This is a genomic window from Pseudalkalibacillus hwajinpoensis, assembly GCF_015234585.1.
GTDB classification, from domain to species: Bacteria; Bacillota; Bacilli; order Bacillales; family Guptibacillaceae; genus Guptibacillus; species Guptibacillus hwajinpoensis_B.
The window spans coordinates 101100-126129 of record NZ_JADFCM010000008.1 but is presented as its reverse complement, the minus strand read 5'-3'; the positions used below and the strand labels follow the sequence as shown (position 1 = coordinate 126129).

Below are 25030 nucleotides of genomic sequence, written 5' to 3'. Positions count from 1 at the left end.
AATCCCAATCGCTATTGCGTCTAGTCCATACTTTTCTCATGCTGTTAAGCTCTTGCCTTTTAGTTCTAACCAAGAAGGATAGAACAAGGATAATACCGATCGTGAAGACAATGGCAGCCATAATCTTCAAATAGATACACTCCCTTTTTCACCCACGTTTCACGTACTAGCTATAACCAAACAAAGGCTGTTCCCCTCTGCTAGGGGGAACAGCCTTTTTAAACTAATGGTGTTTACTAATTAATACATTTCTGAGACAGTTTTTGCCTGCATGTGAAGTCCAAGGTAATCCGGTCCACCTGCTTTTGAATCTGTACCGGACATTTTGAATCCTCCAAATGGGTGGTACCCAACAATCGCGCCCGTACAATTACGGTTAAAGTATAGGTTACCTACATGGAAATCCATTTTCGCTTGCTCAATGTGTGCACGATTATTCGTGATCACAGCACCAGTTAAGCCGTACTCCGTATTATTCGCAATTTCAATCGCTTCATCGAAGTTATCTGCTTTCGTTAAGCAAACAACCGGTCCGAAAATTTCTTCCTGCTGCATGCGTGATTTCGGAGCAAGGTCTGCAAATACAGTTGGCTTGATGAAGAACCCTTTCGAATCATCGCCTTCTCCACCAGCAACGAGGCGCCCTTCTTCCTTCCCAATTTCAATATAGCTCATGATTTTATCAAATGATGCCTGATCAATGACTGGTCCCATGTACACATCTGGACCTGTCGTTTCACCTAGTGTAAGCTCATTTGTTAGTTCAACAACGCGATCACGAACCTGATCATATACCTCTTTCAAAATGACCGCACGGGAGCCTGCAGAACATTTCTGACCTGAGAAGCCAAATGCTGAGACAACGATTGCCTGTGCAGCAAGTTCAAGATCAGCATCCTTATCCACAACGATCGTATCTTTACCACCCATCTCAACGATCACTCGCTTCAAGTGTTGTTGACCTGGCTGTACTTTCGCCGCGCGCTCATAAATTCGCGTACCAACTTCACGAGAACCAGTGAAGGTAATGATCGATGTTTTCGGGTGATCAACGAGATAGTCCCCTACTTCAGCTCCGCTACCTGGCACAAAGTTCAATACACCTTTAGGAAGCCCAGCTTCTTCAAGCACTTCAACAAACTTCGCTGCAACAACCGGTGTTGCACTTGCCGGCTTAAGAAGTACTGTGTTTCCTGTAACAAGTGGCGCTACTGCTGTCCCTGCCATAATCGCAAACGCAAAATTCCATGGAGGGATAACAAGGGCAACTCCGCTTGGCGTATAAACGTAACGGTTTTGCTCTCCAGGACGGCTTTCAATCGCTTTCCCTTCACCTAGCTCGATCATTTGACGAGCATAGTATTCCATGAAGTCGATTGCCTCTGCAGTATCAGCATCCGCTTCTTTCCACGGTTTACCTGCTTCATACACCAGGTAAGCAGAGAATTCATGCTTGCGGCGTCGGACAATCGCAGCTGCGCGGAATAGAAGCTCAGCACGAGAGCGAGCGGACCATTTTCTCCAACCTTCAAATGCTTCATCTGCAGCTTGAATCGCGCGTTCCGCATGCTCTTTCGTTGCCTTTGATACGCGACCAACGATTTGTTCCTTGTTCGCAGGGTTAATGGAAACAATTTTATCTTCCGTGCTAACACGCTCACCATTGATGAGAAGATCATGATCTTTACCAAGTTCTTCTTTTACTAGTTTAAGAGCCTCTTCAAAAGCCTTTTTGTTTTCCTTAACAGTAAAATCAGTAAACGGTTCGTGTTTGTATGGTACTACCATGAGTAAATTCCCCTTTCAAATATAAGAAGTTTATTTTTTAAAGATTCCATTGAAAGCAAAGGCGATGTTCGCAGGTCGTTCCGCCAACCGCCGCATAAAATACCCATACCAATCGTTCCCATAAGGTAGGTATACTCTTACCGCATAACCTTCAGCTAGAAGATCTAGCTGACTCTGGCTTCGCATGCCGTAAAGCATTTGAAACTCAAATTGATCTTTCGGAATATCATGCTCTTTCACGAATTCTTTCGTAAAGTTAATGATGGCATCATCGTGACTAGCGATGGCTGTAAAATTCCCATTCAATAAATGTTTCTTTATCAGCTGCTTCAAGTTATGATCCACATCTGATTTCGCTGGAAAAGCAACCTTCGCGGCTTCCTTATACGCCCCTTTCACAAGACGTAAATTCGGCTTTACTTCATTTAAATCATCTAAATCTTGATCGGATCGGTATAAATAAGACTGAACAACCGTTCCAATATTGTCGTACTTTCTCTTCAGGTCCTTATAAAGCTGAAGCGTTGCCTCCGTTCGTGTCGAATCTTCCATATCGATCGTGACGAATACATCATGCTTCACCGCTTCTTCCATAATCTCAATCATGTTACGCCATACAAGATCATGGCTAATATCAAGACCAAGTGAAGTGACTTTCAAAGACATCTGAGAATTTAGTTGATGAGCACTAATCATGCGAATGGTATTGATGCACTCCTGAGTCCGCTCCTTCGCTTCTATTTCAGAAGAAACAAACTCCCCAAGATGATCCACCGTTACCCGAAGCCCCTGACTATTCAAATTCTGAATAAGAGGCACCGCATGCTCAAAAGTCTCACCCCCAACAATCTTATCCGCCCCAAACTTACTACCCCATCGTTTGGCGAGCCGATCAAGCGAGGGCCTACTAGCGAGAAAAAGGAAAAAACTCTTGTTGATGGCTTCCAACTCTACCACGCTCCTTTTCACCCTATATCTCCAATCATTCATCAAGCTTACTCCAAAGAAAGTTTTTGTTTTCTTGTGAAAATTATATCGATTTTAACCCCCATCTGGCAACGTGGTCAGGACACAATAGTTTGCTGAGATTTTGTGGTTTAAACACAATAGGAAAAGCGGAGCGGGCCCGTTTAAATCCGCAGGATGTTGGAGCCCATGAGAGTGAGACGCTTTTTGTCTCATTCGATTGGGTGAAACAGCCGGAGGATTTGGCCCGCGCAGCTAGATCTCAGGAAAAGCGAAAGTGGGCGTTTATGGGCGACAAGCGCTGGAGCCCCTCAAAAAGAACACGGTCTTTGTGTTCATTTTGTGGGGTGAAGCGATCGAGCCCCTGCCCACTGCAGCTGGATCTAGGGAAAAGCGGAGACGAGCGTTTAGAAACGGAGATATTGGAACTCTTGAACTAGAACACGCTTTTTGTGTTCTGGTGAAAGAGTGAAATATCGCAGTTTCTGCGAGTCGTAGCTGGATCTCGGGAAAAGCGAAAGTGGGCGGTTAGGGGCGACAGGCACTGGAGCCGTGAAAAGCGGAGCCCCCGTTTAGTGATCGGAATTTCCGGTTTGGCCAATATATTTCGGATTTGGACAATATATCTGGATTTTAGCCAATATATTCTGATTTTGGACAATATATCTCCATTTTGGCCAATAAACCACTCTCTCCCACGAAAACCAGCTATTGCGCCACACTTTCCAGTCCCAAACAACAGAAAAGAAGCTGCACAATGTGCAGCTTCCCAGTTTGGTCAATAAACAAGCTCCCAGCCCACTCAAATAGGCTACTTCGCAGTACTTTTCTGTTCCTCTACTGCAGAAAGGTACCGATTATAGTAAGACGGTATGTTGTTTAGCAACAACAACTCGATATATATGTGACTTTTCATATTAAAATCATCAAAATCAATATCCGTTAAGTCCTGAATCTGCTTCATGCGATAGTTCAGCGTGTTTGGGTGGATAAATAGCTCAGCCGCGGTGCTTTTCCCCTTACCGTTGTTCGATAAATACACTTCTAGCGTCTTTAACAAACTGGAATGACTAACCGAATCCTTTTCCATCAAGTTAAGCAAATTCTGATTAAAATAATGCTCCGTATTGTTTTTCTCATATAGGGCGGCAAGATATCGGTAGACGCCAAGCTTTGAGAACTCACGTGGCATGACATCTGGCCTTGGACCAATGAAGTCAGCTGTCTCAATCACTTCTAATGCTTCCAAGAAGCTCTTCCTCATCTCAATGAGCTCCGTATATTCTTTCCCAATCCCAATCAAGAAAGAATAAAATTCTTCATGAGTTAACGCACTTTTTACATACTCTATAAGCTCTCGGCTATTTTCAAAAGCTGAGCCTTTTCTATTTTTATCACCTGAAATAACAGCAACGATTTGAAGCTCAGTTTTCAGAACTTGAATTTTATGCCTCTTAAAACGGGATAAAAGCTCGAGAACTTCATTTAACAAAGGCTCCTGAGTAGGCTCAGCAATTGACATGACGAGTACGGAAAAACGCTCAGGTAATGGCAAGCTCGCCACCTGGGCTTTACGCCTCATTTGATTTTCACTTTCATATTCATGAAGGAGTACGTTCCAAAGCAATTTCTCCTGCTTCCCTTCATGTTCTTTCCCTTTTTGATAAGAATCATGAATAAGCTTTCCAATGTGAGGTGTGATTTCAGTAAGAAAAGCAACCTCTTCTTCCGTCAGAGGACTATTCGTTTCTTGCACCCAAAGATATCCCATTGTCCGCTCTTCATAAATGGCTTTCACAACAATACGTTGATAAAAACCAATTTCCTCAATTGGAGCAATCCGGATCGGAGCTTCGTTGTTCTCAAGCTGCTGAACGATCCCTTCTTTTTTCAAACGATCAATAATAAACACTGGACATTTCTTATAGAGAATCGTCTTTTGCTGCGTTTGATCAAAGCTCTCCGATGCCGTGCTATATGAAATGAGTTCAAAGTTTTTGTTTTCAATAATGACCGGCTTATTCGTTGCGACACTGATCATTTCAGTCGCTTTATGAATATCTGTCGCTTCAAGAATGCGCTCTTTTGCTTCTACCATTATTTAACCCTCCCCTGTACCGCCAATTACATTAAAACCAAAGGGTTTAGCAATACCAGAATTAGTAATTCTTCATCTTCTTCTATTATATCGGTTTCTTCCTAAAAGAAAAATGATTAGCGCAGATTCACAAAGAAAAAAGAACGCACCAAATGGATGCGTTCTTCTTCCGTTTAAAGTGCTTTTACAAGTCCGCCGTCTACAACGAGCGATTGGCCTGTCATATACGTATTTGCTCCTGAAGCAAGAAAAACAACTGTTTTCGCAAATTCATCAGGCTCCCCATATCGTTTCATTGGGATTGATAGCTCCGCCTGACTCTTTAATTCAGCAGCATTAATGCCTAACTGATGTGCCTTGATTTGATCAAGTTGCTCCACACGATCCGTAGCAATACGTCCTGGGCCTACGGTATTGACAAGAATATTATGCTCTGCGTACTCCTGGGAAAGACTTTTAGCTAGTCCCACAATTCCTGCTCGAAATGTGTTCGAGAGGATCAAGTTATCTAGTGATTGTTTAATGGAGGATGAAGCAATGTTCAAAATCCTTCCCCATCTATTTTCTTTCATATATGGAATGGCTGCTCTTGACGTTCGAACAAAACTTAATAGATTCAGTTCAAACGCATTTTGCCAATCATCATCACTAAAATCCTCAAATCCTCCAGCTGGAGGACCGCCCGCATTATTAATTAACACATCGACTGTACCATTCGTTTCCGCAGCAAACTTCATCAATCGATTAATATCATCCGCTTTTGTCATATCGCAAACGATCCAAGTAACGTGCTCATTCCCTGTCTCTAAGATGATTTCTTCGCATGCCTTTTTAAGTTCATCATCACTTCTGCTTGATAAAATGACATGAGCACCTTCTTTCGCAAATGCAAGGGCCGAAGCTCTTCCAAGTCCTTTGCTTGCAGCTGTTACGACGACTGATTTTCCTTTTAGATTGAGATCCATTCCTATCCACTCCATTCTAAATCCCATTTTCTACTATTCTACCACTCGATAACAAGTCTTGTTATGCTACACTATTGAAAACGTTACCAAATGAAAGGAGATGATTTGATTCATGAACACCCTTTTCGTTGCCGGCCACTCAAAACTCCCAACTGGCATGGCCGCTAACAATATTTCAGACACCCTAACACTCACTCTTGAAGTTGATAAAAAGTATGGCGTAATCGTCGACGCATCTTGCAAACTCGCAACAGACCATAGCAAACAGTTCGTTAAACAATTACTCAAAGGATTCAGTTTAAAAGATGGTATTACAGACCCTCTCCATCAGTTAAAAGAGGGCTATCTTGGAAAAGCCGGTAAATGCTCTTGCTGCTGCTCTTAAGGATGCTCACAAGCAATACGAGCTGCATCCTGAACCTCTTAACACATAAAAAAAGAGTAGAGGACAAATTATCTTATTTGTCCTCTACTTCTCTTTAAAATACAATGCCAGTATCTTCAGCAACTTCATCGTTTATGATCCTTATCCCTTTTATCTTATCCTCTTCCAAGATCGGTTGAACAGATGGATTGGAAGGATAGTTTTCTCCGTCAAATTTCAGCTGGTGATAGCCAGGCTCTACTCCTCCACCCTCCACATACATCACAATGTTCTTCCATCCGTTCGTTGTTTCATTTTGAATGAGGACTGGGATTCTGACTAAAGAAAAACGAGATTTCACGATATAATCTCCATCCTTTTCTTCTAACAAGAGTCCACTGCATCCCCCAGTCCCACATACCATTGGACCAACTAAATAGACAAACGTTTCAGGTATCTGATCATCGTTTAAGTCTATTTTATTGTAGTAATAACGAATGGAGTCTGTCCCCTTCTTAAGACCGAACTCTTTAGCAAACACTTTTTCAATGGCAGCGTCCTTTTTCGTTTCTGATTTGAGATAGGTAACCTCATTTAAATTGGTTTCTTGCTCAGCTTGAACAGAATATGCGTTATTCATAAATAGAAGCAACGCAAAAAGTAGACCCACGCAACATTTTTTTCTAATCATTTTTTTACCCGCCTTCGTATTTCACTTAGCCTATAGTTTACCCAGTATAAAAAATCTCATCATGAAAATGAACTTTATCACTCCTATATTTGTATAAATATGTGAAAATATAGAAATGAAAGGTGTGAATTACATGGCAATCGGTTGGATCATGGGGTTAGTGATGGCAGGAGTTCTCGGGACCATTTTTGCCGTCTTAATTGCAACGCTTCAAAAACATGTTCACAAAACGAATGGGAGAATCGACTTTCAAAAAACAAATCTTTATTTCTACTGGTCACGTTGGGATTATGTCATGATTGCGTCGTCCATTTACTCATTCCTATGCATTACTGGGCTATTTGTTTTTCTAATTAAAGGTGAGAATATCGAAAATCCATTTGTTCAGTTCTTTCTACATCAAACGTTTGTTTTTCCACTTATCACGTTTCTCTGGTTTATTTTTCGACTGGCTTACACCTATAAAGGGATAAAAGAGCGCTGGCCGAATGAGTTTTAAGGAAAGTGGCGATTATTCCTTCGAAGCAGCCGTATCTATGACATTTGAGACTATTTATCTTATGTACAAAGATCCGCTTTATCGATTTATCTATCGCTATACGCGGGATGAGCAGTTTAGTATCGACATTGTGCAGGATACATTCGTTAAATTCCATAAATACCAGAACCGCTATGACGTCTCAAGAGCATCGCTTAAAACGTATCTATTTAAAATCGGTTATCAGCTGATGATCAATAAAATTAAACGGAGAAAAAAGTGGCAATCACTCCTTCCCTTTCTAGTCAAGGGAGAAGAAAGTTTCTCTAGTGATACTGTTGAGAAGATGACAATTCAGTGGGCTATTAAGGAACTTTCGGAAAAACATCGGTCGGTTATCCTTCTCATCTATTATCACGATATGACTCAAGAAGAAACCGCCAACGTTCTAGATATCCCCGTTGGAACCGTTAAATCAAGATTATCTACAGCGATCAAACACTTAAGAGATTTATTGGAGGGGCAAAATGATGAAATCACACTATAAGCACGACCTACCTGAAGAACTCCGTGAACAGCTCGACCAGTACACTGTCGATGTTCCTCCTATTCCCTATAAACACAAAAAAAGTAATCGACTTGCTGATTTTTTAGCTACACCAGTAAAAAATCCACTAGAAAATCACTCCATAACACCAGGACTTTTACTAAAAATCCAATTAGGTCCGATCGTCGTAACCATTGCTCTATCGGCAAGTTTCTTATTCATTCTTTAGATATCCATTCGAAAGGGACCTCCTTTGAAGGTCCCTTTCCCATACGTAGGAGGCAAATACATCCGAGTTATCAGCTATTCTCAAAACACCGGAATCCTATCTTCCCTTTTCCATTACATTTTTATACCCCATTTTGCTTTCTACATCATTTTTATCAATAGCTCACAATTCCTCTGTAAGTACTAAAAAACAAGGCCATTAATTACTTTTATATCAAAGAATCTAGCGTTAATAAGATATGAACCCTCCTACGAAAGTACATTATATTTTCGCAAGTCATTTCATTTATTTTCGTAACATCGTGATTTTATTGCCTACTCTCGCTTCCTCACATGCATCTTCAAAATCCCAGTTGGTCCCTTCTGATTCAACTGAATCATTTGCTCAGCCATCTCCTTTGGTGTGTAGGGCATGTCATTTTCAAGCCACCAGGAAATCATTCCTGTATACGCAGAAGCGATATAGCTTGCGATGACTTCACTTGGTAACGGCAAAGGATCGAACCTTCCTTTCGCAATTCGATTGTCATAGAAATCAAAGAAAAAGCTACGCATATGATCAAGAAAGTTCGGCATTCCTTTTTTGATTAACATGACGTGAAAAAACTTATCATATTCGGCAATGCTTGAGAAAATGTGCTCTGCAATATATCGTTGCAAATCATCAATTGGTAAATTACCAGGTGGGATCGTCAGCGCCTCGCCAAAAAGCTGCCTCAGCATTTCATCAACCGTTTGAAGTAGTAACTCTTCTTTATCCTGATAATGCAAATAAAAAGTAGCGCGATTAACAGTCGCTTCTTTAGTAATATCAGCAATTGTAATTTTCTCATATTCTTTTACTGCCATTAGGTGGATAAACGCATCCTGTAAGAGCTTTCGTGTTCGGGTAACACGTGGGTCTTCTTTCTCTTTCATAAGAAATCTCCTCCAAATTAAACTTTTTCTCAACAAAATTTAACAACACGTCGTTTAGACAACGTTTCTCGAAAACTTGATTATTGCTCAATTTCATGACTCTGTTACAATATTTTACGACACTTGTTGTATAAATAACAACCGTTGTTCTTTTTGAACGATTTTTATAGGAGGTTAAGTTTAATGAATGAAAAGAAATTCACGAAAGCAAGATGGATAACGATCGCCGCCACCTTCCTTGCGTTTATGGGTATCGGGATTGTCGATCCGATTCTTCCAACGATCGCAGAGCAAATTGGCGCGAACCACTGGCAGGTTGAAATGCTGTTTACTGCTTACATTTTGACAATGGCGATTATGATGATTCCAGCCGGTATTTTTGCAAGTCGATTTGGTGATAAGCGCATGATGGTATTTGGTTTATTCATCGTTACGGTCTTTGCACTGCTTTGCGCTCTTTCAAATGGAATCGCAAGCCTATCTATTTTTAGAGCAGGTTGGGGATTTGGTAATTCTATGTTCTTCGCGACAGCTATGACGCTTTTAATCGCTTTATCTAAAGACCCGCAAAAAGCCGTTGGCTACTATGAGGCAGCTATTGGACTTGGAATGGCGGGCGGACCACTTGTAGGTGGTGTTCTTGGTGGTTATTCATGGAGATTCCCTTTCTTTGCAACGTCCATCTTAATTCTAGCTGCATTCTGCCTTGTTCTATTCTTTGTGTTTGAACCAAATGGCAAACAAAAACGCAAACCTGTGGGAATGAGTGAGTTAAAAGGGCTTTTCTCATACAAGCCATTCCTAACTTCCGCTCTTGCAGCAATGCTTTATTACTATGGATTTTTTGTAGTTCTGGCTTATACGCCACTAATTATCGGACTTAATGCGATTCAAATTGGATTTGTCTTCTTTGGCTGGGGATTAATGCTCGCCTATGGATCAGCCATATTAAGTCACCAGCTTGAGAAGAAGTTTCTACCTAAGAAGATTCTTCCGTATAGCTTATTGATTTTTGCTATCTTACTAGCACTATTATTTGTTGTTCCATCAACACCTCTTCTGATTACTGTCGTGATCGTCTCAGGTCTTGCTTCTGGACTAAATAACGCGTTATTTACAAGCTACGTTATGGAGGTTTCTCCATATGAAAGAAGCATTACGTCAGGAGGATACAACTTCCTCCGCTGGCTCGGTGCTGCCATTGCTCCTGTTCTTTCCGGTTTGATTGGTCAAGGAGTATCAGCTCACGCACCGTTCCTCGTTGCAGCAGTCCTTAGTGCTGGAGGAATCGGATTAATGCTAATGAAGCCTAAGCCGGCTACGTTAGAAACTGAAATGAGTGCATAAGAAAAAAGCGTAAAGCAGTGTCTGCTTTACGCTTTTTTTTGATTATTTTTCGATTTTATCTCCATCTTTTTCCCATGCAGCAAAGCCACCGCTATAGTTTAAAATGTCCTTGAAACCGAGTGATTGTAGTAAGCTTGTTCCGATTGCTGAACGAGTGCCAGACTGACAGTGAACGACGATTGTTTTATCTTCTGGAATGTCATTCGCCTGATCTTCTAAATAGCCAAGCATGTGATGATTAGCACCAGGAATATGGCCTGCGTTCCATTCATTTTCTTTTCGAATATCTACAACATAAACATCGTCTTTATCATAAACATCATTCAATTGTTCCGTTGAGATAAAGGAATATCCCTCTAGATCGTCCCACTGGGAAAGAAGTTCTGGACTTGCATAGCCACGTATATGGTCGATGCCAATCGAATGTAAGGCCTTCACAATCTCATCTTCCTGCTCATCGTCTGCAATGAGGAGAAGATCGTGATCATAATCTAGAACCCAGCCTGACCAATTCGTAAAGGCTTTATTAAATGGAAGATTAATCGCTCCATCAATATGCCCATCTGCAAAATCCTGTGCAGGACGTGTATCAACGATTGTTGTGTTGTCCTTCGATGCAAGCGCACGGAACTCATCAACATTCATAATCTTTTCTAGTTCTTCCCCTGATAACACGTTAGGTCCTTCTTTATTCACCTTTTTCATAACGGCAAAGTATGTTGGGGCTTCTGGCTGTTCGTTTAATAGTTCTTTAACGAATTCCCCTTCGTTCTCTTCTTTCAAAGCCCAATTATTTCGGAGCTCATAGCCCACTGTTGATTGCGGCACAGCACCAAGAGATTTCCCACAAGCACTACCTGCACCGTGTCCTGGCCAAACCGTTAGAAATTCTGGTAGCTCTTTAAATTTTTGAAGTGATTGGAACATCGCCTTCGCTCCAGTTTCCGCTGTACCAACAGCGCCTGCGGCTTTTTCAAGCAAATCCGGACGACCAATATCACCCACAAAGACAAAGTCTCCTGTGAAAATGCCCATTGGTACTTCTGAGCCACCACCGCGATCAGTGAGTTCGAACGAAATGCTTTCCGGGGTATGGCCTGGGGTATGCATCACGCGAAGTTCTACATTACCAACGCGAATAATCGAACCGTCCGTTACTAGTTCGACATTTAATCCTTCTAGATAACCGTATTTCCAATCTTGATCTCCTTCATCTGATAAATATAATTTCACGTCATGCTTTTCAGCTAATTGTCTAGCGCCTGATACAAAATCGGCGTGTATATGCGTTTCAGCTGCGGCCGCAAGGTGAAACCCTTCCTTTTTCGCTGTTTCTAAATACGGTGTCACGTCACGCGCCGGGTCAATCACAAGCGCTTCACCAGTTCGTTGACAACCGATCATATAAGAATACTGTGCCAATTTCTCATCAAAGAAAGTACGTAAATACATGATTTAATCCTCCCGAAAACGTATTGTTAATTACCCCACAGGGTATTTGATTTCATCATAAACTTTTTTAAACTTTTCATCAACCTTCTTGCTTTATACCCTGAATAACTAGTTCTTCAAAACCTCATTTTCCCCTTCTAAAGAAAAAAGAGTGCTCTGGATTATTTCCAATCTTGAACACAATAAATAGCTCTTAACAGAACGTCATTTTCTAGTCTTTACTTCAATTCACATGTTTATCGATTCTTAAATTGTTTAAATTATATTAAAAATCCAAATAATAGCGCTTTTATTTAATCTACAAAGTTTTTCGATTCAGTACTATATAACTACTTTACTTGAATTGTTTTCTATTAAATACAAATAATGACCAATAATAGGTGAATAAAGTAGTGTGTATTTAGATTGTCATCAGTTATATTCCCAAAGTATTCCATAGAGATTATTTCCCACTTTTTTTATTACCCAATTTGTTGTGATAGCATATTTAACGGTGCGCACCTAAGAAAAAACACAACTAAGACAAGGAAGTGACGTTTACGTAATGGAAATTACACACAATCCTAACCTTCTATGGTTTGTTATCGCTTATGGCATTCTCATGGTGGGACTTGGAATTTATTTCTCTAAAAAAGTGTCAAATAGTGAGGATTTTATTCTCGCTGGTAAAGGACTTGGTGCTCTAGTATTAACGGGTACACTGCTAGCAACCTGGACAGGTAGTGGAAGCATCTCAGGTGGCGAAACGTCCATGGCATATAGCTATGGCATTATTCCTGCGTTTCTTATGGCCATTCCAACGATAGTAGGTATCTTGATTCTTTATATCATTGCTCCAAGAATCCGAGCATTTGGGAAATATACTGTATCTTCAATTCTTGAGGAAAAATACGGTTCATTCGCGAGGACGCTGGCAGGCATTATCATTATTCTTGCCTATGTAGGAATTGTTTCCTATCAGATGAAAGGGTTTGGTTTCATTCTGAATCTGACAACAGGTATTTCAGTTGAAACAGGTACTATTATCGGTGCTGCTCTTATCATCTTCCTAGCAACGATTGGTGGATTACGCTCGGTAGCTCCTACTGACGCTGTAAGTGCCATTTTAATGGTTGTCGGGCTAGGAATTACATTACCAACCATATTTATTATTGCTGGTGGTTGGGACAGCATCCTGGCGAATGTACCAAAAGAACACTTAACATTTAGCGGCCAGCTATCGAACATTCAATTATTAGGTTATTTATTACCTTCTCTCTTTCTATTATTGGCTGACCAAAACATGTATCAGCGGTTGGCTTCATCAAGTGGAGATCGTTCATCGAAAAAAGCCCAAATTGGTTGGCTCGTGGCGATGCTTCTGATTTCTCCAACAATTAGTTTAATCGCTTTTGCAGCACGTTCTATCTTCCCTGATATTGATCCAGGGATGGCACTGATGGCAACAACTGTCGTGATGCCAACGTTTGTCGGGGGAATTTTATTAACAGCAGCAACAGCATTTATTATCACTACAGGTAACTCTTACCTTCTTTCTGCCGCTACAAACGTCACGTATGATCTGTACGGAAAATATTTAAAAAAGGATGCGACTGATAAGCAGTTGTTAGTCATGACCAAATGGTTCATCGTCATCCTCGGGGTTCTTGCTTATGTCATTATTAGCTTCTTCCCTACAGTATTATCTGTTCAAATGTATGCTTATACCGTTTACGGAGCTGGTATTACTCCTGCCGTATTAGCTGTCTTCTTCTGGAAACGCGTCAACCTTTATGGCGGTGTATCCTCTATGATCGCCGGTGTGGTGACAACGCTTGTTTGGGAAATCCCACTTGCAAAACCATTTGAACTAAATAGTGTTCTTTTCGCTGTTCCAGTAGCTGTTATCGTATTAATTGTCGTAACATTATTAACGACAAATAAAACAAAGTCTGTATAAATCAGTAGTCATACAAATTTTAAAGAACAGGTTGTGAAAAAAATGAATCATCGTTTAGAGAACTTTTCGAATTGGCTAGGAGAAACTGGACAAACCTTTGCGTTTGTTCACTCTTCTTCCAATGTATTCTATCTTTCCAACTTTGAATGTGAACCACATGAACGACTATTAGGTTTATTTATTTTCCCGGATGCAGAGCCATTTCTAGTTTGTCCGGGAATGGAAGTATCTCAAGCAAGAGATGCAGGATGGAAACATGAGATTATCGGACATGGAGATGCCGATGATCCATGGGAATTTATCCATGATGCCTTGAAGAGTCGCGGTATTAAAGAAGCGAATCAGGTAGCTATAGAGAAAGAAACACTCTCTTATGGACGCGCTGAACAAATTATGAAACGTTATCCATCTGTTTCATTTACAAGTGCTGAAGAGAAACTTCACGAACTACGTTTGATTAAAGATGAGCAAGAATTAGAGATCCTAAGAAGAGCTGCTGAACTAGCAGACTTCGGAGTTGAGACGGGAGTTAAAGCGCTCCAAGAAGGTTGTACTGAGATGGAAGTTCTTGCAACGATTGAGTACGAACTTAAGAAAAAAGGAATTCGTGAAATGTCCTTTTCAACAATGGTGCTTTTCGGTGAAAAAGCAGGACAGCCACACGGTAACCCTGGCGATCGTAAGCTAAAAAGAGGCGACCTCGTTTTATTCGATCTTGGTGTGGTGTTAGATGGCTATTGTTCAGACATTACCCGAACAGTTGCTTATAAAGAGGTGAATGAAAAGCAAAAAGAAATTTATGATGTCGTATTGAACGCGCAGCTTGAAACGCTCAATATCTCTCAACCTGGAACAAGACTTGGGGATCTTGATAAAACGGCGAGACAAATCATTGCAGACGCTGGATATGGAGACCAGTTCCCTCATCGCATCGGTCATGGAATTGGAATTGAAGTTCATGAATATCCATCTATGAGTGAAAACAACGACTCTCTTCTAGTTGAAGGAATGACATATACGATCGAGCCAGGCATCTATGTACCTGAAGTAGGCGGGGTTCGAATTGAAGATGATGTTCTTGTTACGAAAACAGGGTATGAAACATTAACAAAGTATCCGAAAGAACTTCAAATTATTGAATAAGCTCCGAAGGAACGCCTTTCATAGGGCGTTTTTTTTTATATGGTGAATTCCTTCTAGTGTTTCGTTTTGTTCGTCTACATGATTATTTTCTCATCTCCATCATTCACGTAAGCTAAACTTTTTGATAAATAGAACATCTTCTAATCGTGTTACAAACACATCAGATACGGGAACGCTTTTCTTACAGCACTTTATATTTACCACAATACCACTTTGGAGGTTTTAAATGTTTACCTTAAGCGATATCCCAATGTTCTTCGTGAACTTTTTCATTATATTACCGATCATTACTCTACTACATGAAGCTGGTCACGTTCTTGTTGCAAGGGTTTTTGGAGGAAAAATTAAGTTCTGTATCGGCACTGGCAAGACCATTTTTAATATCGGACCTCTAGAAGTTAAAAAGAAGTACTTTATGGAAGGATGGTGTCAGTACGAGGATCTCACTTATAACAAGACATGGGCACACGTTGCCATCTATGCGGCAGGTAGTTTATTTAACATCATTGTCGTCCTTATTATGAACGCATTGATTTATGCGGAAGTCCTTCCAGTAGACCTATTTTTCTATCAATTCACTTACTTCTCCATCTACTTTATCTTCTTCTCTCTCATGCCTTATCGAAATGATTCTGGTAAACCAAGCGATGGCATGGCTATTATTGATGTACTCCGTTACGGAAAAGCAGAAGATCCAATCGATTGATTGATGACATAACTTTCATAGAAAGAGCCACTTTTCGTCCGAAGAGTGGCTCTTTTTATGACTTGAGAACCCCCCTTTTATGATGACTACCATCAAAGGTAAAATAAACCTCCTCAAATACCACATCATGGTTTCAAATGATTATTTTTCCAATGATTTGCATATTCATGGGTTTTAAGACCCTTTAGTTAACAAGATCTTCAATCTTTTTAGGTCCTCTGCTTTATTGTTAAGCTTTTCCAATAGGTTTAAAATAGAAAGGGAATGAATGTTCATTCCGTATGTTGTGTAAGAAAGGGGGATGCTTGTGACGACCCAAAATAAGCGGGAAAACATTATGACAAGCGCTCTTGCTTTATTTGCCGAGCGAGGTTTTGATGCGACTACCGTGCCAATGATTGCCACCTCAGCTAATGTGGGTGCTGGCACGATCTACCGTTATTTTGAGAATAAAGAGGTGCTCGTTAACACCCTTTTTCAAGATTATGTTCGAACATTTACAAAGACGATTGAGGATCAATTTCCTTATCATCAGTCCGTTCGTGATCAGTTTCACCATATATTTAAAGCCATGATTTTGTTTACAAATCAAAATGAACATGCGCTCTATTTTATTAAAAAGCATAGTGCCGCACACTTCCTAGATAGTCAAAGTCAGGAAGATTTCACACAGCTGCTGAACCTATTAAGAAGCTTCTTTGATATTGGTAAACAACAATCAGTAATTCGAAACCTGCCTTCTGAAGCCTTAATCGCCATCCTTTATGGAGCTTTTCTAGAACTTCAGAATCTTGTAAGAGCAGGTGAACTTCATCCCGACCCAGAGCTTCTTTCAGGTATTGAGAATAGCTTATGGGATTCCGTAAGATCACATTCGTGAAGAGCATTTGCTCTTCATAAAGCGAAATGAATGAACGTTCATTCCGCTAATTTATAGATGAGGTGATTTAAACATGACTACTAAGAAATCGTTCCCACAGCCCCGCACATATGGACCTTTAGGAAGCATTCCTCTTATTGATAAAGAAAAACCTATTCAATCGTTTATGAAGCTAGCAAAAGAATTCGGGCCAATCTACCAATTTCAATTCCCTGGCCGCACAAGTACATTCGTTTCTAGCGCAGATCTTGTCGCTGAAATTACCGACGAGAAGCGGTTTGACAAAAAAGTAGGACCTGCCCTCCAAAAAGTTCGTGCTTTCGGTGGAGATGGTCTATTTACAAGCGAAACGGAAGAACCAAATTGGAAAAAAGCCCATAATATTCTTCTACCAAGCTTTAGCCAACAGGCCATGAAAGGCTATCATAATAAAATGGTTGATATTGCCACACAGCTTATTCAAAAATGGGCACGATTGAATCCTGATGAAGAGGTCGATGTATCTGAAGACATGACTCGCTTAACGCTTGATACCATTGGTCTTTGTGGATTCGACTTTCGTTTTAATAGCTTCTACAGAGAGAATAATCATGAATTTGTCGATGCTATGGTTCGTGCGCTAGATGAAGCAATGAATCAATCACAACGTCTCGGCGTTCAAGATAAACTAATGGTAAGATCTAAAAAGCAGTTTCGAGAAGACATTGACTATATGTTCAATCTTGTCGATGACTTAATCGCCGATCGTAAGAAAAACGGGGATCAGGGTGAAGATGATCTTCTATCTCATATGTTAAAAGGAAAAGACCCAGAGACAGGTGAACCTCTTGATGATAAAAACATTCGTTTCCAAATCATCACCTTTTTAATAGCTGGGCACGAAACTACCAGCGGTTTGCTTTCATTTACCCTTTACTACTTAATGAACAACCCTGACAAACTAGCCAAAGCACAGGAAGAAGTCGATCGCGTTGTTGGAGATGGAATTCCTGACTATAAGCAAGTGAAACAGCTTAAATATGTCCGAATGATTTTAAATGAAACGCTTCGGTTATGGCCAACGGCTCCTGCGTTTACTCTTTATGCGAAAGAAGACACCACGTTAAACGGTGAATATGATGTTAAAAAAGGTGATGATTTCACACTTCTCTTACCAGAACTTCATCGTGATAAATCCATCTGGGGTGAAGATGTCGAATCATTTATTCCAGAGCGCTTTGAAGACCCATCATCTATCCCGGCCCATGCTTTTAAACCATTTGGTAATGGACAGCGTGCTTGTATCGGACAACAGTTCTCTCTTCATGAATCTACGCTGTTGCTTGGTATGATTATCCAGAATTTCGACCTAATTGACCATGCGAATTATCAGCTAGATGTAAAAGAAACATTAACACTAAAACCTGACGGCATGAAAATGAAGGTGAAGCCGCGAAAAGAATCGATTTCTTTTGTTACGCAAGCTGCTGAACCTGTAAAAAAAGACAAGAAAGCTGCACCGGAAACAGTTGAAAATGCGCACGGCACTCCTCTTCTTGTCTTATATGGTTCAAACCTTGGCACAGCTGAAGGAATTGCACGTGACCTTGCTGAGACTGGTCGACAACAAGGCTTTAGCTCTCAAGTTGGGCCACTGAACGATTATGTGAATGAACTTCCACAGGACGGGGCTGTTCTGATTGTGTCTGCTTCCTATAACGGAAATCCTCCAGACAATGCGGATGAATTTGTACAGTGGCTCGATGAGATGGAAGATGGAGCAGTAAATGGTGTGCAATATGCTGTATTTGGTTGCGGTGACCGTAACTGGGCAAACACTTATCAACGTATCCCTTCTTTCATCGACGAGCAGTTATCTCAAAAAGGTGCAAAGCGAATGGCTGAAACTGGATTTGGCGATGCAAGTGATGACTTTGAAGGCGATTATGAGAAATGGGAAGCAACGCTTTGGCCAAATCTCGCAGAAGCGATGAATATAGAATTAAATGAAAATAACGCAGAAAACAGCGCGATCTCTATGAGCTTCGTGAGTGGCGTAAGTGATACGCCTCTCGCTAGAACACATCATGCTTTCACTGCTATTATTAATCGAAATGTAGAATTACAGCATACAGAGAGCGGCAGAAGCACGCGTCACATTGAACTTATGCTTCCTGATGGCGCTTCATACCAGGAAGGTGATCATGTTGGTATCCTTCCACAAAACAGTGATAACATGGTTAACCGCGTCCTCGAGCGCTTCTCTTTAAATGGTCATGATCACGTGCTACTGACTGGAGATTCTGGTAAAGCAGCGCATCTTCCTACTGACAAACCAGTGAAACTCCAGGAACTTCTTTCTTCTTATGTAGAGCTTCAAGAACCAGCAACTCGTTCTCAAATACGTGCGCTAGCTGCACATACAGTTTGCCCACCGCATGTTGTGGAGCTCGAGCAATTACTTGAAGATGACACATATAAAAAAGAAGTTCTTGAGAAACGCGTTACGATGCTTGAACTCGTTGAGGAGTACATGGCTTGTGAGATTCCATTTGAGCGATTCATTGCACTGCTTCCACCATTGAAAGCTCGCTACTACTCCATTTCTAGTTCTCCGCTTTACAAAGAGCGAGAAGCGAGCATGACTGTTAGTGTCGTTCGAGACACTGCATGGAATGGTAAAGGAGAGTACAAAGGTGTTGCCTCTAACTACCTGGCAACGCGTGAATTTGGTGACAAAGTGGCCTGCTTCATTAACACGCCACAGTCCAACTTCCAGCTTCCAGAAGATCCAGAAACGCCAATGGTCTTAATTGGACCTGGAACTGGCATTGCGCCATTTAGAGGGTTCATTCAAGCACGTCGTGAATTAAGCAAGCAGGGCGTCAAGCTTGGTGCTGCTCACCTCTACTTCGGCTGTCGTAATCCTGAACATGATTACTTATACCAGGAAGAGCTAGAGCAAGCTGAAAAAGATGGACTTGTTACCCTTCACACAGCTTTCTCTCGTTGCCCTGGAAAAGACAAAACGTATGTTCAACATCTTGTATCCGATAACGCTACAGATGTTATCCCACTTCTAAAAGATGGTGGACGCTTGTACGTTTGCGGCGACGGTAGCCATATGGCTCCTGAAGTTGAGCAAACGATTATCACAAGCTATCAATCGATGTATGAAACAACTGAGCAAGAAGCGATTCAATGGCTAGAAGAACTTGAGCGAGACGGCCGATATGCGAAAGACGTATGGGCTGGCGCTTAAAATTTAGAAAAACAGCGCATCCAGGCGGATGCGCTGTTTTTTTTCAATTCTTCTTTTCACTGCACTTTCTTCATATCTTTTGCATGAACTGCTGATTCCACCACTTCATCTAGTGACTTGCCAAATCCAGCTTCCATCACCGCACTATAGGCGCCCTCAATCAATGGCGCATCTGCAATCTTGACGGAATGAGCATCCTCTATTAAATCGATCGCCATCTCTGCATTCATGACTGAGCTTCCGAAATCCACGAGAATAACGACGCCATCCCCATGATCCGCCTTTTCAATAGAGGTTTGAATCTTAATAGCACTCGTTCCCATTTCACCATCATCTGTTCCTCCAGCATCGAGCACAGTAACTTCAGGCTGTGCTTCATCAAGCATCTTTTTCAATCCCTTTGAAATATCAGGACTATGTGATACCAGGACAAGACTGACCATTAAGCTTCACCGTCCTTATCGAGAACTGTCGCAAGGGATTCTATTAGATAATAAGAAGACTGCGCCCCCGCATCCTGTTTCCCTTTTGATTTTTCTTTGTAGTAAGCCGCTCTGCCTTTCTTGGCTTCATACTCTTTTACATGCTCAAGCGCTTCCTTCGCCTTGTCGATCAAATGAGCAGGTGTAAGCTCATTTCCCTTCTCTTCCATTAACTCAATGACAGGTTCAAGTAAGTCGATCATCGTCTTCTCTTCACGCTCAGCCTTACCTCGTTTCTTCATTCCATCCACGCCAACTCGAAGACTTGAAGAAAGGTCGCTAAGCTGCACTTCTGTTCCTTCTAACTGATTTCCAGCTTTCATGAAAAGAGTGCCGTAAAGCGGTCCTGAAGCACCGCCTATCTTAGACAACAGACTCGTTCCAACAGCCTTCAGTACTTTCCCTGGTTCATCCGTCTCTTCATTCAGCTGTTCGACAGCCGCCTTAAAGCCTCTTGTCATATTAAGCCCATGATCTCCATCACCCAGTACCTGGTCAAGATCAGTTAGCTGTTCTTTATTCGATTCTATCTTTTTAGCAGACTCTTTGATCCATTGTCTAGCCATCTCTGCCGTAAACATACATGACCCTCCTTAGTCGTTTATCGTCCATGCAATCGTCTGACATGGGTTTGTCACGTATTTCTTTAGTTCATTCGTTAATTTTAGAACTGTTAAAGAAGCACCTGCCATTTCAAGGGCAGTCATATAGTTGCCCACTAACGTCAATTCCGATTTAATGCCTTTTTCCTTTAAGAGATCATGAATACGATTATTTAGAATGTATAGTTCCATTAATGGAGTTGCTCCCATTCCGTTCACAATAACCGCTGTTTCATCGCCTTGTTTTAGTTCTAGTTCGGCTAGTACTTCTTCTACAAGACGCTCTGCCAATTCATCGGCCGAAACTAGTCCGATCGTTTCCATTCCAGGCTCACCATGAATGCCAATCCCAAGCTCCATTTCATTTTCTTTTATATCAAATCCTGGATTTCCTGAGCCCGGAACCTGGGCCGGATGAAGCGCTGCCCCCATTGATCTGACGTTATGAATCACTTCATCAGCAAGCGCTTTCACTTCTTTCAGTGTTTTACCTTCTTGTGCAGCTGCCCCTGCAATCTTATGAACGAAAATAGTTCCTGCTACGCCTCTTCGACCTGTCGTATGAGTACTATCCTCTACCGCAACGTCATCATTAACAATCACTTGTTCGACAGTTATGCCTTCGTCCTCCGCCATCTCGGCTGCCATTTCAAAGTTCATAACATCACCAGTGTAGTTTTTAGTAATAAGGAGAACTCCAGCCCCCTGATCAACCGCCTTAATCGCTTCTAACATCTGATCTGGTGTAGGAGACGTAAACACTTCTCCGCTAACAGCTGCATCAAGCATACCTTCTCCAACGAATCCCGCATGTGCAGGTTCATGTCCACTTCCTCCACCGCTAACAATACCTACTTTGTTTTCAGACAGATTTTTTCTTGCGAGGACAGTTGTACCTTCCAGTCTTTGATAGGATTCGGGATGAGCTTTCACCATTCCGTCCAGCATTTGGCTTACAACGTCGTCTGGTTGATTAATTATTTTCTTCATCAGTTTATCCCTCCCAGAATGGTTATACCCGTGTTTTAGATTTCGCAAAAGTCGAAATAAAATTGAAAGACCTCTCACTATAAAAAAGACGCTTCTGTTTTTTCACAAAAGCGCCTTTAACGTATGATTTTATAAATATTCTTCATGTGGTGCTTGCGCTGGGTATAGCACGTAATACAGCGGATAAGCCCTTTCATACCAGAACTGAATGATTGGGCCAAGTAAAAATACGAGTGCAATGGTCCCAACGCCGACAGGCCCTCCGATCATTAGCGCAAGTGAAGCCATAACAACGGCGACAATTGTCTGTCCCATTTGTAAGCTAAGATTAAATCTAGAGCTAATAACGAGAAATAGCTGATCAAACGGTGCACGTGGAAACTGTGGCAATATATAGATGGCCACTCCTAGCCCAATCGCTCCCATCCCTGCAATAAGAATCGCTACTTTTGCCATCAGCGGTGCTGATGCTAACTGAACGGATGAAAATACAATCTCTAACCAGAAATCCAAAATAAAACTTTCTAAAATAATTGGTAGGATCGCTCCATACTCTGGCTTTTGTTTCATTAAATTCCCATTTAGGAATATAACCAGTATTTGAAATAAACCATACCAGAAACCAACTGTTAACCCAGCTAAATCGGAAAGACCTATAAAGAACGAAGTCCAAAATCCTGCGCCAAGCGTTGCATGAATAACTAGTGCAACACCAAAAAAGTTAATAAACATACCTAGAAGATAAACCGTAATTCGATAAAACATTACGACCTCCTCCCTTCCACTAAAAATAAAGAAAATCTGATAGCATGACGCTTAGAGAAAGCATCTTAATTCCCTCTTCTGACTGGCTAAGCCAATCAGGCGTTGCATACCGCCTGTCCTTTGAGACGACATGTTCATACTTTTTGGAAGAGAGGATCTTACTAAGATTTTTCGAGACCATTTTATTAGCGATTGACTCCAACGTCAATCGATTTTACTTTAAAAAAACATTCCAATATTTTCGTTAGTTACACAAAAAAATACTGCCCGTATTGGACAGCATTTCATCTATGGATTATTGGGGATGATCCTGCTCATCTATTCTTAAAAAATATGCTTGGCAAGAGCCTGTTTTAACGTACTGTGTGTTTGGATAGAAGAAAAATCGATTCCGAGATGGATCATTGTTTGAGCGACTTCTGGTCTTATACCTGCTAAAATCCCCTTGACTCCTAGAAGTTCAAGTGAATAAATAATGTTAAAGATGTTATTTGCGACCATTGTATCTACGATGGTTACGCCAGAAAGATCAATAAATAAATGCGTTAATCGTTTTTCCGTTGATTCTCTTAGAGCTGTTTCCATCAGAAGACTCGCACGATGCGTATCAATATCGCCAACAATTGGTAATACTGCAACACCATCAAGAATCGGAACAACCGGTACAGAAAGCTCAAGAAAAACTTCCTGTGCATGGCTAAGCGTATTCTTAAATGATTCCACGTATGCTGTGCTATAGGCATAAACAGCATGATCAAGCATGTTATCAATGATTTTCCCTACTCTAAAAACACTTTGGATAGTATGATTCGCTTCGATCGTCACAAGTTCAACCACCGACCAAATAGCCTGTCGAACTTCTGAAGTATTTTTTAGTGACTGATCTAACTCAGAGCCGTATTGAACGGCAAGCTCCCCCGTGTCTCTTCCCCACTTTGTTAATCGCGGCATTGTTGTTTCTAAACCACTTAGAATCGCATCAGCGCAAAGCTGAACAAGCTCAGTATGTAATTGCAATGCTTCTGCGTTATCAGCTCCTGGCTTAAGTAAGCCTTTGGCAATATCTAACTTTCTTGCTTCTAGCTGCTTCCCGATCATTTGAACTTCCTGTTCAATGATCGATTCTTGAACTGGCATATTTTAACCTCCGATAATAAATCGAATCTCTTCTTTATAATAGATGAACCTATTTCATTTTACATTAAAAACTTCATTCCATCTTCATTAATATTTAAGGGTACGATCAATATTCACAGTTGATTGGAGTTTCTTTTACTACCCGTGACGAACAATTACTTCAACCAAATAATTTTTAAATTGGGATTTCCATCATATCTTCAATGCTAGAACGACACTAAAATCCTGTTTGATCAATGTTTTTCAATACCTACTAGTATTAAAACTTATCGATACGATCCTTTGTATGGAAGTAAAAAAGAACGATTTTTCAGAAGAGGTTTGCTTTTTTTGGGAGACGTGTTATACTAAGGTTAATTATTGTTGTTCGGTACTGATTATTAAAGAGCAGGCTACTTTAGGAAGTACTTACATCTCAAATGATTATGTAGAGCAGTAATAGTAATATTTGTGCAAAATGCACTTGGAGGATACACACATGAACAAAGGTACAGTAAAATGGTTTAACGCAGAAAAAGGTTTTGGCTTCATCGAAGTTGAAGGCGGAGACGACGTATTCGTACATTTCTCAGCTATTCAAGGCGAAGGTTTCAAAACTCTTGAAGAAGGTCAAACAGTTACTTTTGACACTGAGCAAGGTAACCGCGGACCACAAGCTACTAACGTAGTTAAAGCGTAAATCATATAAAAAAAGCTCTTCCCCGGCGGAAGAGCTTTTTTATTATCTTTTTAGCTGTTCTTTCTTACGCTTCCGGTTGCTCCTTCTCCTTCATAAATAACTCTGGATCCACTTCCCCTTCGATCGCAATGGCAGTCAATCCATTCTCTGATGTGGTCTCATGCCATTCGTCTTTATTCCAAAAAACAGCATCTCCTTCTCGTACTTTTATTAACTCATCCTCTTCTCCTCTTACAATACCTTCACCTTTGATGATTAACAATAATTGAGGCGTCACAGCTTGATGGAACCCAATTATGCCTTCTTTGTCTAAATACATAACTCCAATATGTACGCTTCCCTCTGTTTGTGAAACTCGGGACATGATGAAGTTTGATCCGAACTTCGTTATTTCTTTTCCTGCCGATTCACCAAAATGATAAATCTTCATATGTGCTACCTCCTCATATAGACCTAGCACCTTCATCTTTTCTACAGTAGCTTTGAAGGACCGTTCTATATCACCATAGTAATGTTTTATTTCCACTTATTCCTATTTTGAAACCTCCTTAAATTACTCATTCCCCTCCTCATTCAGTCATTCTTGTAACCGTATTCGATTTATAATGGGATTTCCCTGCTAAT

Annotated in this window: 23 protein-coding genes and 1 pseudogene; 11 read left to right on the top strand and 13 right to left on the bottom strand. The window is 40.9% G+C overall.

Going from position 1 to position 25030, the window contains the following annotated elements; genetic code table 11:
- Positions 1-240: 240 nt before the first annotated feature.
- From pruA to IQ283_RS12210, 4 genes are all read right to left on the bottom strand, one after another.
- A complete protein-coding gene (gene pruA, locus IQ283_RS12225) occupies positions 241-1788 on the bottom strand; it encodes an L-glutamate gamma-semialdehyde dehydrogenase (RefSeq protein WP_194220430.1) in 1548 nt (515 codons plus the stop codon).
- Positions 1789-1818: 30 nt separating this feature from the next.
- Positions 1819-2736, bottom strand: a complete 918-nt coding sequence (locus tag IQ283_RS12220) for a proline dehydrogenase family protein (protein WP_194222206.1) — start codon at positions 2734-2736, stop codon at positions 1819-1821.
- An 829-nt stretch (positions 2737-3565) separates the two neighbouring features.
- Positions 3566-4852, bottom strand: coding sequence for a PucR family transcriptional regulator (locus IQ283_RS12215; RefSeq protein ID WP_194220429.1), 1287 nt, complete (start codon positions 4850-4852; stop codon positions 3566-3568).
- A gap of 173 nt (positions 4853-5025) precedes the next feature.
- Positions 5026-5817 carry an SDR family oxidoreductase gene (locus IQ283_RS12210; protein ID WP_194220428.1) on the bottom strand — a complete coding sequence of 264 codons (792 nt, stop codon included), beginning with the start codon at positions 5815-5817 and terminating at the stop codon, positions 5026-5028.
- A gap of 112 nt (positions 5818-5929) precedes the next feature.
- Here IQ283_RS12210 and IQ283_RS12205 point away from each other — a divergent pair.
- Positions 5930-6251 (top strand): annotated as a pseudogene (locus tag IQ283_RS12205) (DUF3870 domain-containing protein).
- A 45-nt stretch (positions 6252-6296) separates the two neighbouring features.
- Here IQ283_RS12205 and IQ283_RS12200 read toward each other — a convergent pair.
- A complete protein-coding gene (locus IQ283_RS12200) occupies positions 6297-6872 on the bottom strand; it encodes a hypothetical protein (RefSeq protein ID WP_194220427.1) in 576 nt (191 codons plus the stop codon).
- 133 nt (positions 6873-7005) lie between these two features.
- Here IQ283_RS12200 and IQ283_RS12195 point away from each other — a divergent pair, with 133 nt between their 5' ends.
- From IQ283_RS12195 to IQ283_RS12185, 3 genes are read left to right on the top strand one after another with little or no spacing between them, the layout of a single operon-like run.
- Positions 7006-7371, top strand: coding sequence for a hypothetical protein (locus tag IQ283_RS12195; protein WP_194220426.1), 366 nt, complete (start codon positions 7006-7008; stop codon positions 7369-7371).
- A complete protein-coding gene (locus tag IQ283_RS12190; RefSeq protein ID WP_242057332.1) occupies positions 7361-7897 on the top strand; it encodes an RNA polymerase sigma factor in 537 nt (178 codons plus the stop codon). The genes IQ283_RS12195 and IQ283_RS12190 overlap by 11 nt, the downstream gene beginning before the upstream one ends.
- Positions 7881-8126, top strand: coding sequence for a hypothetical protein (locus IQ283_RS12185; protein WP_194220425.1), 246 nt, complete (start codon positions 7881-7883; stop codon positions 8124-8126). The genes IQ283_RS12190 and IQ283_RS12185 overlap by 17 nt, the downstream gene beginning before the upstream one ends.
- A gap of 314 nt (positions 8127-8440) precedes the next feature.
- On the opposite strand, the gene IQ283_RS12180 is transcribed toward IQ283_RS12185, so the two are convergent.
- Positions 8441-9043 carry a TetR/AcrR family transcriptional regulator gene (locus tag IQ283_RS12180; protein ID WP_194220424.1) on the bottom strand — a complete coding sequence of 201 codons (603 nt, stop codon included), beginning with the start codon at positions 9041-9043 and terminating at the stop codon, positions 8441-8443.
- 183 nt (positions 9044-9226) lie between these two features.
- Between IQ283_RS12180 and IQ283_RS12175 the strand changes: the two genes are divergently transcribed.
- A complete protein-coding gene (locus tag IQ283_RS12175; RefSeq protein WP_194220423.1) occupies positions 9227-10390 on the top strand; it encodes an MFS transporter in 1164 nt (387 codons plus the stop codon).
- Between the two features lie 42 nt (positions 10391-10432).
- Here IQ283_RS12175 and IQ283_RS12170 read toward each other — a convergent pair whose 3' ends face one another.
- Complete coding sequence (locus tag IQ283_RS12170; protein WP_194220422.1) at positions 10433-11842, bottom strand: MBL fold metallo-hydrolase; 1410 nt, start codon at positions 11840-11842, stop codon at positions 10433-10435.
- A gap of 544 nt (positions 11843-12386) precedes the next feature.
- Between IQ283_RS12170 and IQ283_RS12165 the strand changes: the two genes are divergently transcribed.
- The 5 genes from IQ283_RS12165 (at position 12387) to IQ283_RS12145 (ending at position 19751) form a co-directional block, all read left to right on the top strand.
- Entirely contained in the window at positions 12387-13781 is a 1395-nt protein-coding gene (locus IQ283_RS12165) for a sodium:solute symporter family protein (RefSeq protein WP_194220421.1), read from the top strand.
- Between the two features lie 42 nt (positions 13782-13823).
- The gene (locus IQ283_RS12160) at positions 13824-14924 is read left to right on the top strand and encodes a M24 family metallopeptidase (protein WP_194220420.1); all 1101 of its coding nucleotides are present in this window, start codon (positions 13824-13826) and stop codon (positions 14922-14924) included.
- A 226-nt stretch (positions 14925-15150) separates the two neighbouring features.
- A complete protein-coding gene (locus tag IQ283_RS12155; protein WP_194220419.1) occupies positions 15151-15630 on the top strand; it encodes a site-2 protease family protein in 480 nt (159 codons plus the stop codon).
- Between the two features lie 307 nt (positions 15631-15937).
- A complete protein-coding gene (locus IQ283_RS12150) occupies positions 15938-16510 on the top strand; it encodes a TetR/AcrR family transcriptional regulator (RefSeq protein ID WP_408962595.1) in 573 nt (190 codons plus the stop codon).
- A 73-nt stretch (positions 16511-16583) separates the two neighbouring features.
- Positions 16584-19751 (top strand): bifunctional cytochrome P450/NADPH--P450 reductase, encoded by a 3168-nt coding sequence (locus IQ283_RS12145; RefSeq protein ID WP_194220417.1) that lies wholly within the window; start codon positions 16584-16586, stop codon positions 19749-19751.
- Between the two features lie 56 nt (positions 19752-19807).
- Here the strand turns inward: IQ283_RS12145 and dhaM are convergent, their stop codons facing one another.
- The 5 genes from dhaM to IQ283_RS12115 all read right to left on the bottom strand — a co-directional run bounded on the left by dhaM (position 19808) and on the right by IQ283_RS12115 (position 23727).
- Positions 19808-20194: a dihydroxyacetone kinase phosphoryl donor subunit DhaM gene (dhaM, locus tag IQ283_RS12140; RefSeq protein ID WP_194220416.1), complete on the bottom strand. Its 387-nt coding sequence runs from the start codon at positions 20192-20194 to the stop codon at positions 19808-19810.
- A complete protein-coding gene (gene dhaL, locus IQ283_RS12135) occupies positions 20194-20814 on the bottom strand; it encodes a dihydroxyacetone kinase subunit DhaL (RefSeq protein ID WP_194220415.1) in 621 nt (206 codons plus the stop codon). The genes dhaM and dhaL overlap by 1 nt, the downstream gene beginning before the upstream one ends.
- 12 nt (positions 20815-20826) lie before the next feature.
- A complete protein-coding gene (gene dhaK, locus IQ283_RS12130; RefSeq protein ID WP_194220414.1) occupies positions 20827-21825 on the bottom strand; it encodes a dihydroxyacetone kinase subunit DhaK in 999 nt (332 codons plus the stop codon).
- A 129-nt stretch (positions 21826-21954) separates the two neighbouring features.
- Positions 21955-22590, bottom strand: a complete 636-nt coding sequence (locus tag IQ283_RS12125) for a YczE/YyaS/YitT family protein (protein WP_194220413.1) — start codon at positions 22588-22590, stop codon at positions 21955-21957.
- Positions 22591-22914: 324 nt separating this feature from the next.
- Complete coding sequence (locus IQ283_RS12115) at positions 22915-23727, bottom strand: STAS domain-containing protein (protein WP_194220411.1); 813 nt, start codon at positions 23725-23727, stop codon at positions 22915-22917.
- Between the two features lie 478 nt (positions 23728-24205).
- Between IQ283_RS12115 and IQ283_RS12110 the strand changes: the two genes are divergently transcribed.
- Positions 24206-24406, top strand: coding sequence for a cold-shock protein (locus IQ283_RS12110; RefSeq protein WP_098442444.1), 201 nt, complete (start codon positions 24206-24208; stop codon positions 24404-24406).
- 64 nt (positions 24407-24470) lie between these two features.
- On the opposite strand, the gene IQ283_RS12105 is transcribed toward IQ283_RS12110, so the two are convergent.
- Positions 24471-24836: a cupin gene (locus tag IQ283_RS12105; protein ID WP_194220410.1), complete on the bottom strand. Its 366-nt coding sequence runs from the start codon at positions 24834-24836 to the stop codon at positions 24471-24473.
- Positions 24837-25030: the final 194 nt, after the last annotated feature.

Bases quoted from the DNA above. Each gene is read 5' to 3' on its own strand.
- pruA (WP_194220430.1), bottom strand. From the start codon at position 1,788: ATGGTAGTACCATACAAACACGAACCGTTTACTGATTTTACTGTTAAG.
- IQ283_RS12215 (WP_194220429.1), bottom strand. From the start codon at position 4,852: ATGGTAGAAGCAAAAGAGCGCATTCTTGAAGCGACAGATATTCATAAA.
- IQ283_RS12210 (WP_194220428.1), bottom strand. From the start codon at position 5,817: ATGGATCTCAATCTAAAAGGAAAATCAGTCGTCGTAACAGCTGCAAGC.
- IQ283_RS12200 (WP_194220427.1), bottom strand. From the start codon at position 6,872: ATGATTAGAAAAAAATGTTGCGTGGGTCTACTTTTTGCGTTGCTTCTA.
- IQ283_RS12195 (WP_194220426.1), top strand. From the start codon at position 7,006: ATGGCAATCGGTTGGATCATGGGGTTAGTGATGGCAGGAGTTCTCGGG.
- IQ283_RS12190 (WP_242057332.1), top strand. From the start codon at position 7,361: ATGAGTTTTAAGGAAAGTGGCGATTATTCCTTCGAAGCAGCCGTATCT.
- IQ283_RS12185 (WP_194220425.1), top strand. From the start codon at position 7,881: ATGAAATCACACTATAAGCACGACCTACCTGAAGAACTCCGTGAACAG.
- IQ283_RS12180 (WP_194220424.1), bottom strand. From the start codon at position 9,043: ATGAAAGAGAAAGAAGACCCACGTGTTACCCGAACACGAAAGCTCTTA.
- IQ283_RS12175 (WP_194220423.1), top strand. From the start codon at position 9,227: ATGAATGAAAAGAAATTCACGAAAGCAAGATGGATAACGATCGCCGCC.
- IQ283_RS12170 (WP_194220422.1), bottom strand. From the start codon at position 11,842: ATGTATTTACGTACTTTCTTTGATGAGAAATTGGCACAGTATTCTTAT.
- IQ283_RS12165 (WP_194220421.1), top strand. From the start codon at position 12,387: ATGGAAATTACACACAATCCTAACCTTCTATGGTTTGTTATCGCTTAT.
- IQ283_RS12160 (WP_194220420.1), top strand. From the start codon at position 13,824: ATGAATCATCGTTTAGAGAACTTTTCGAATTGGCTAGGAGAAACTGGA.
- IQ283_RS12155 (WP_194220419.1), top strand. From the start codon at position 15,151: ATGTTTACCTTAAGCGATATCCCAATGTTCTTCGTGAACTTTTTCATT.
- IQ283_RS12145 (WP_194220417.1), top strand. From the start codon at position 16,584: ATGACTACTAAGAAATCGTTCCCACAGCCCCGCACATATGGACCTTTA.
- dhaM (WP_194220416.1), bottom strand. From the start codon at position 20,194: ATGGTCAGTCTTGTCCTGGTATCACATAGTCCTGATATTTCAAAGGGA.
- dhaL (WP_194220415.1), bottom strand. From the start codon at position 20,814: ATGTTTACGGCAGAGATGGCTAGACAATGGATCAAAGAGTCTGCTAAA.
- dhaK (WP_194220414.1), bottom strand. From the start codon at position 21,825: ATGAAGAAAATAATTAATCAACCAGACGACGTTGTAAGCCAAATGCTG.
- IQ283_RS12125 (WP_194220413.1), bottom strand. From the start codon at position 22,590: ATGTTTTATCGAATTACGGTTTATCTTCTAGGTATGTTTATTAACTTT.
- IQ283_RS12115 (WP_194220411.1), bottom strand. From the start codon at position 23,727: ATGCCAGTTCAAGAATCGATCATTGAACAGGAAGTTCAAATGATCGGG.
- IQ283_RS12110 (WP_098442444.1), top strand. From the start codon at position 24,206: ATGAACAAAGGTACAGTAAAATGGTTTAACGCAGAAAAAGGTTTTGGC.
- IQ283_RS12105 (WP_194220410.1), bottom strand. From the start codon at position 24,836: ATGAAGATTTATCATTTTGGTGAATCGGCAGGAAAAGAAATAACGAAG.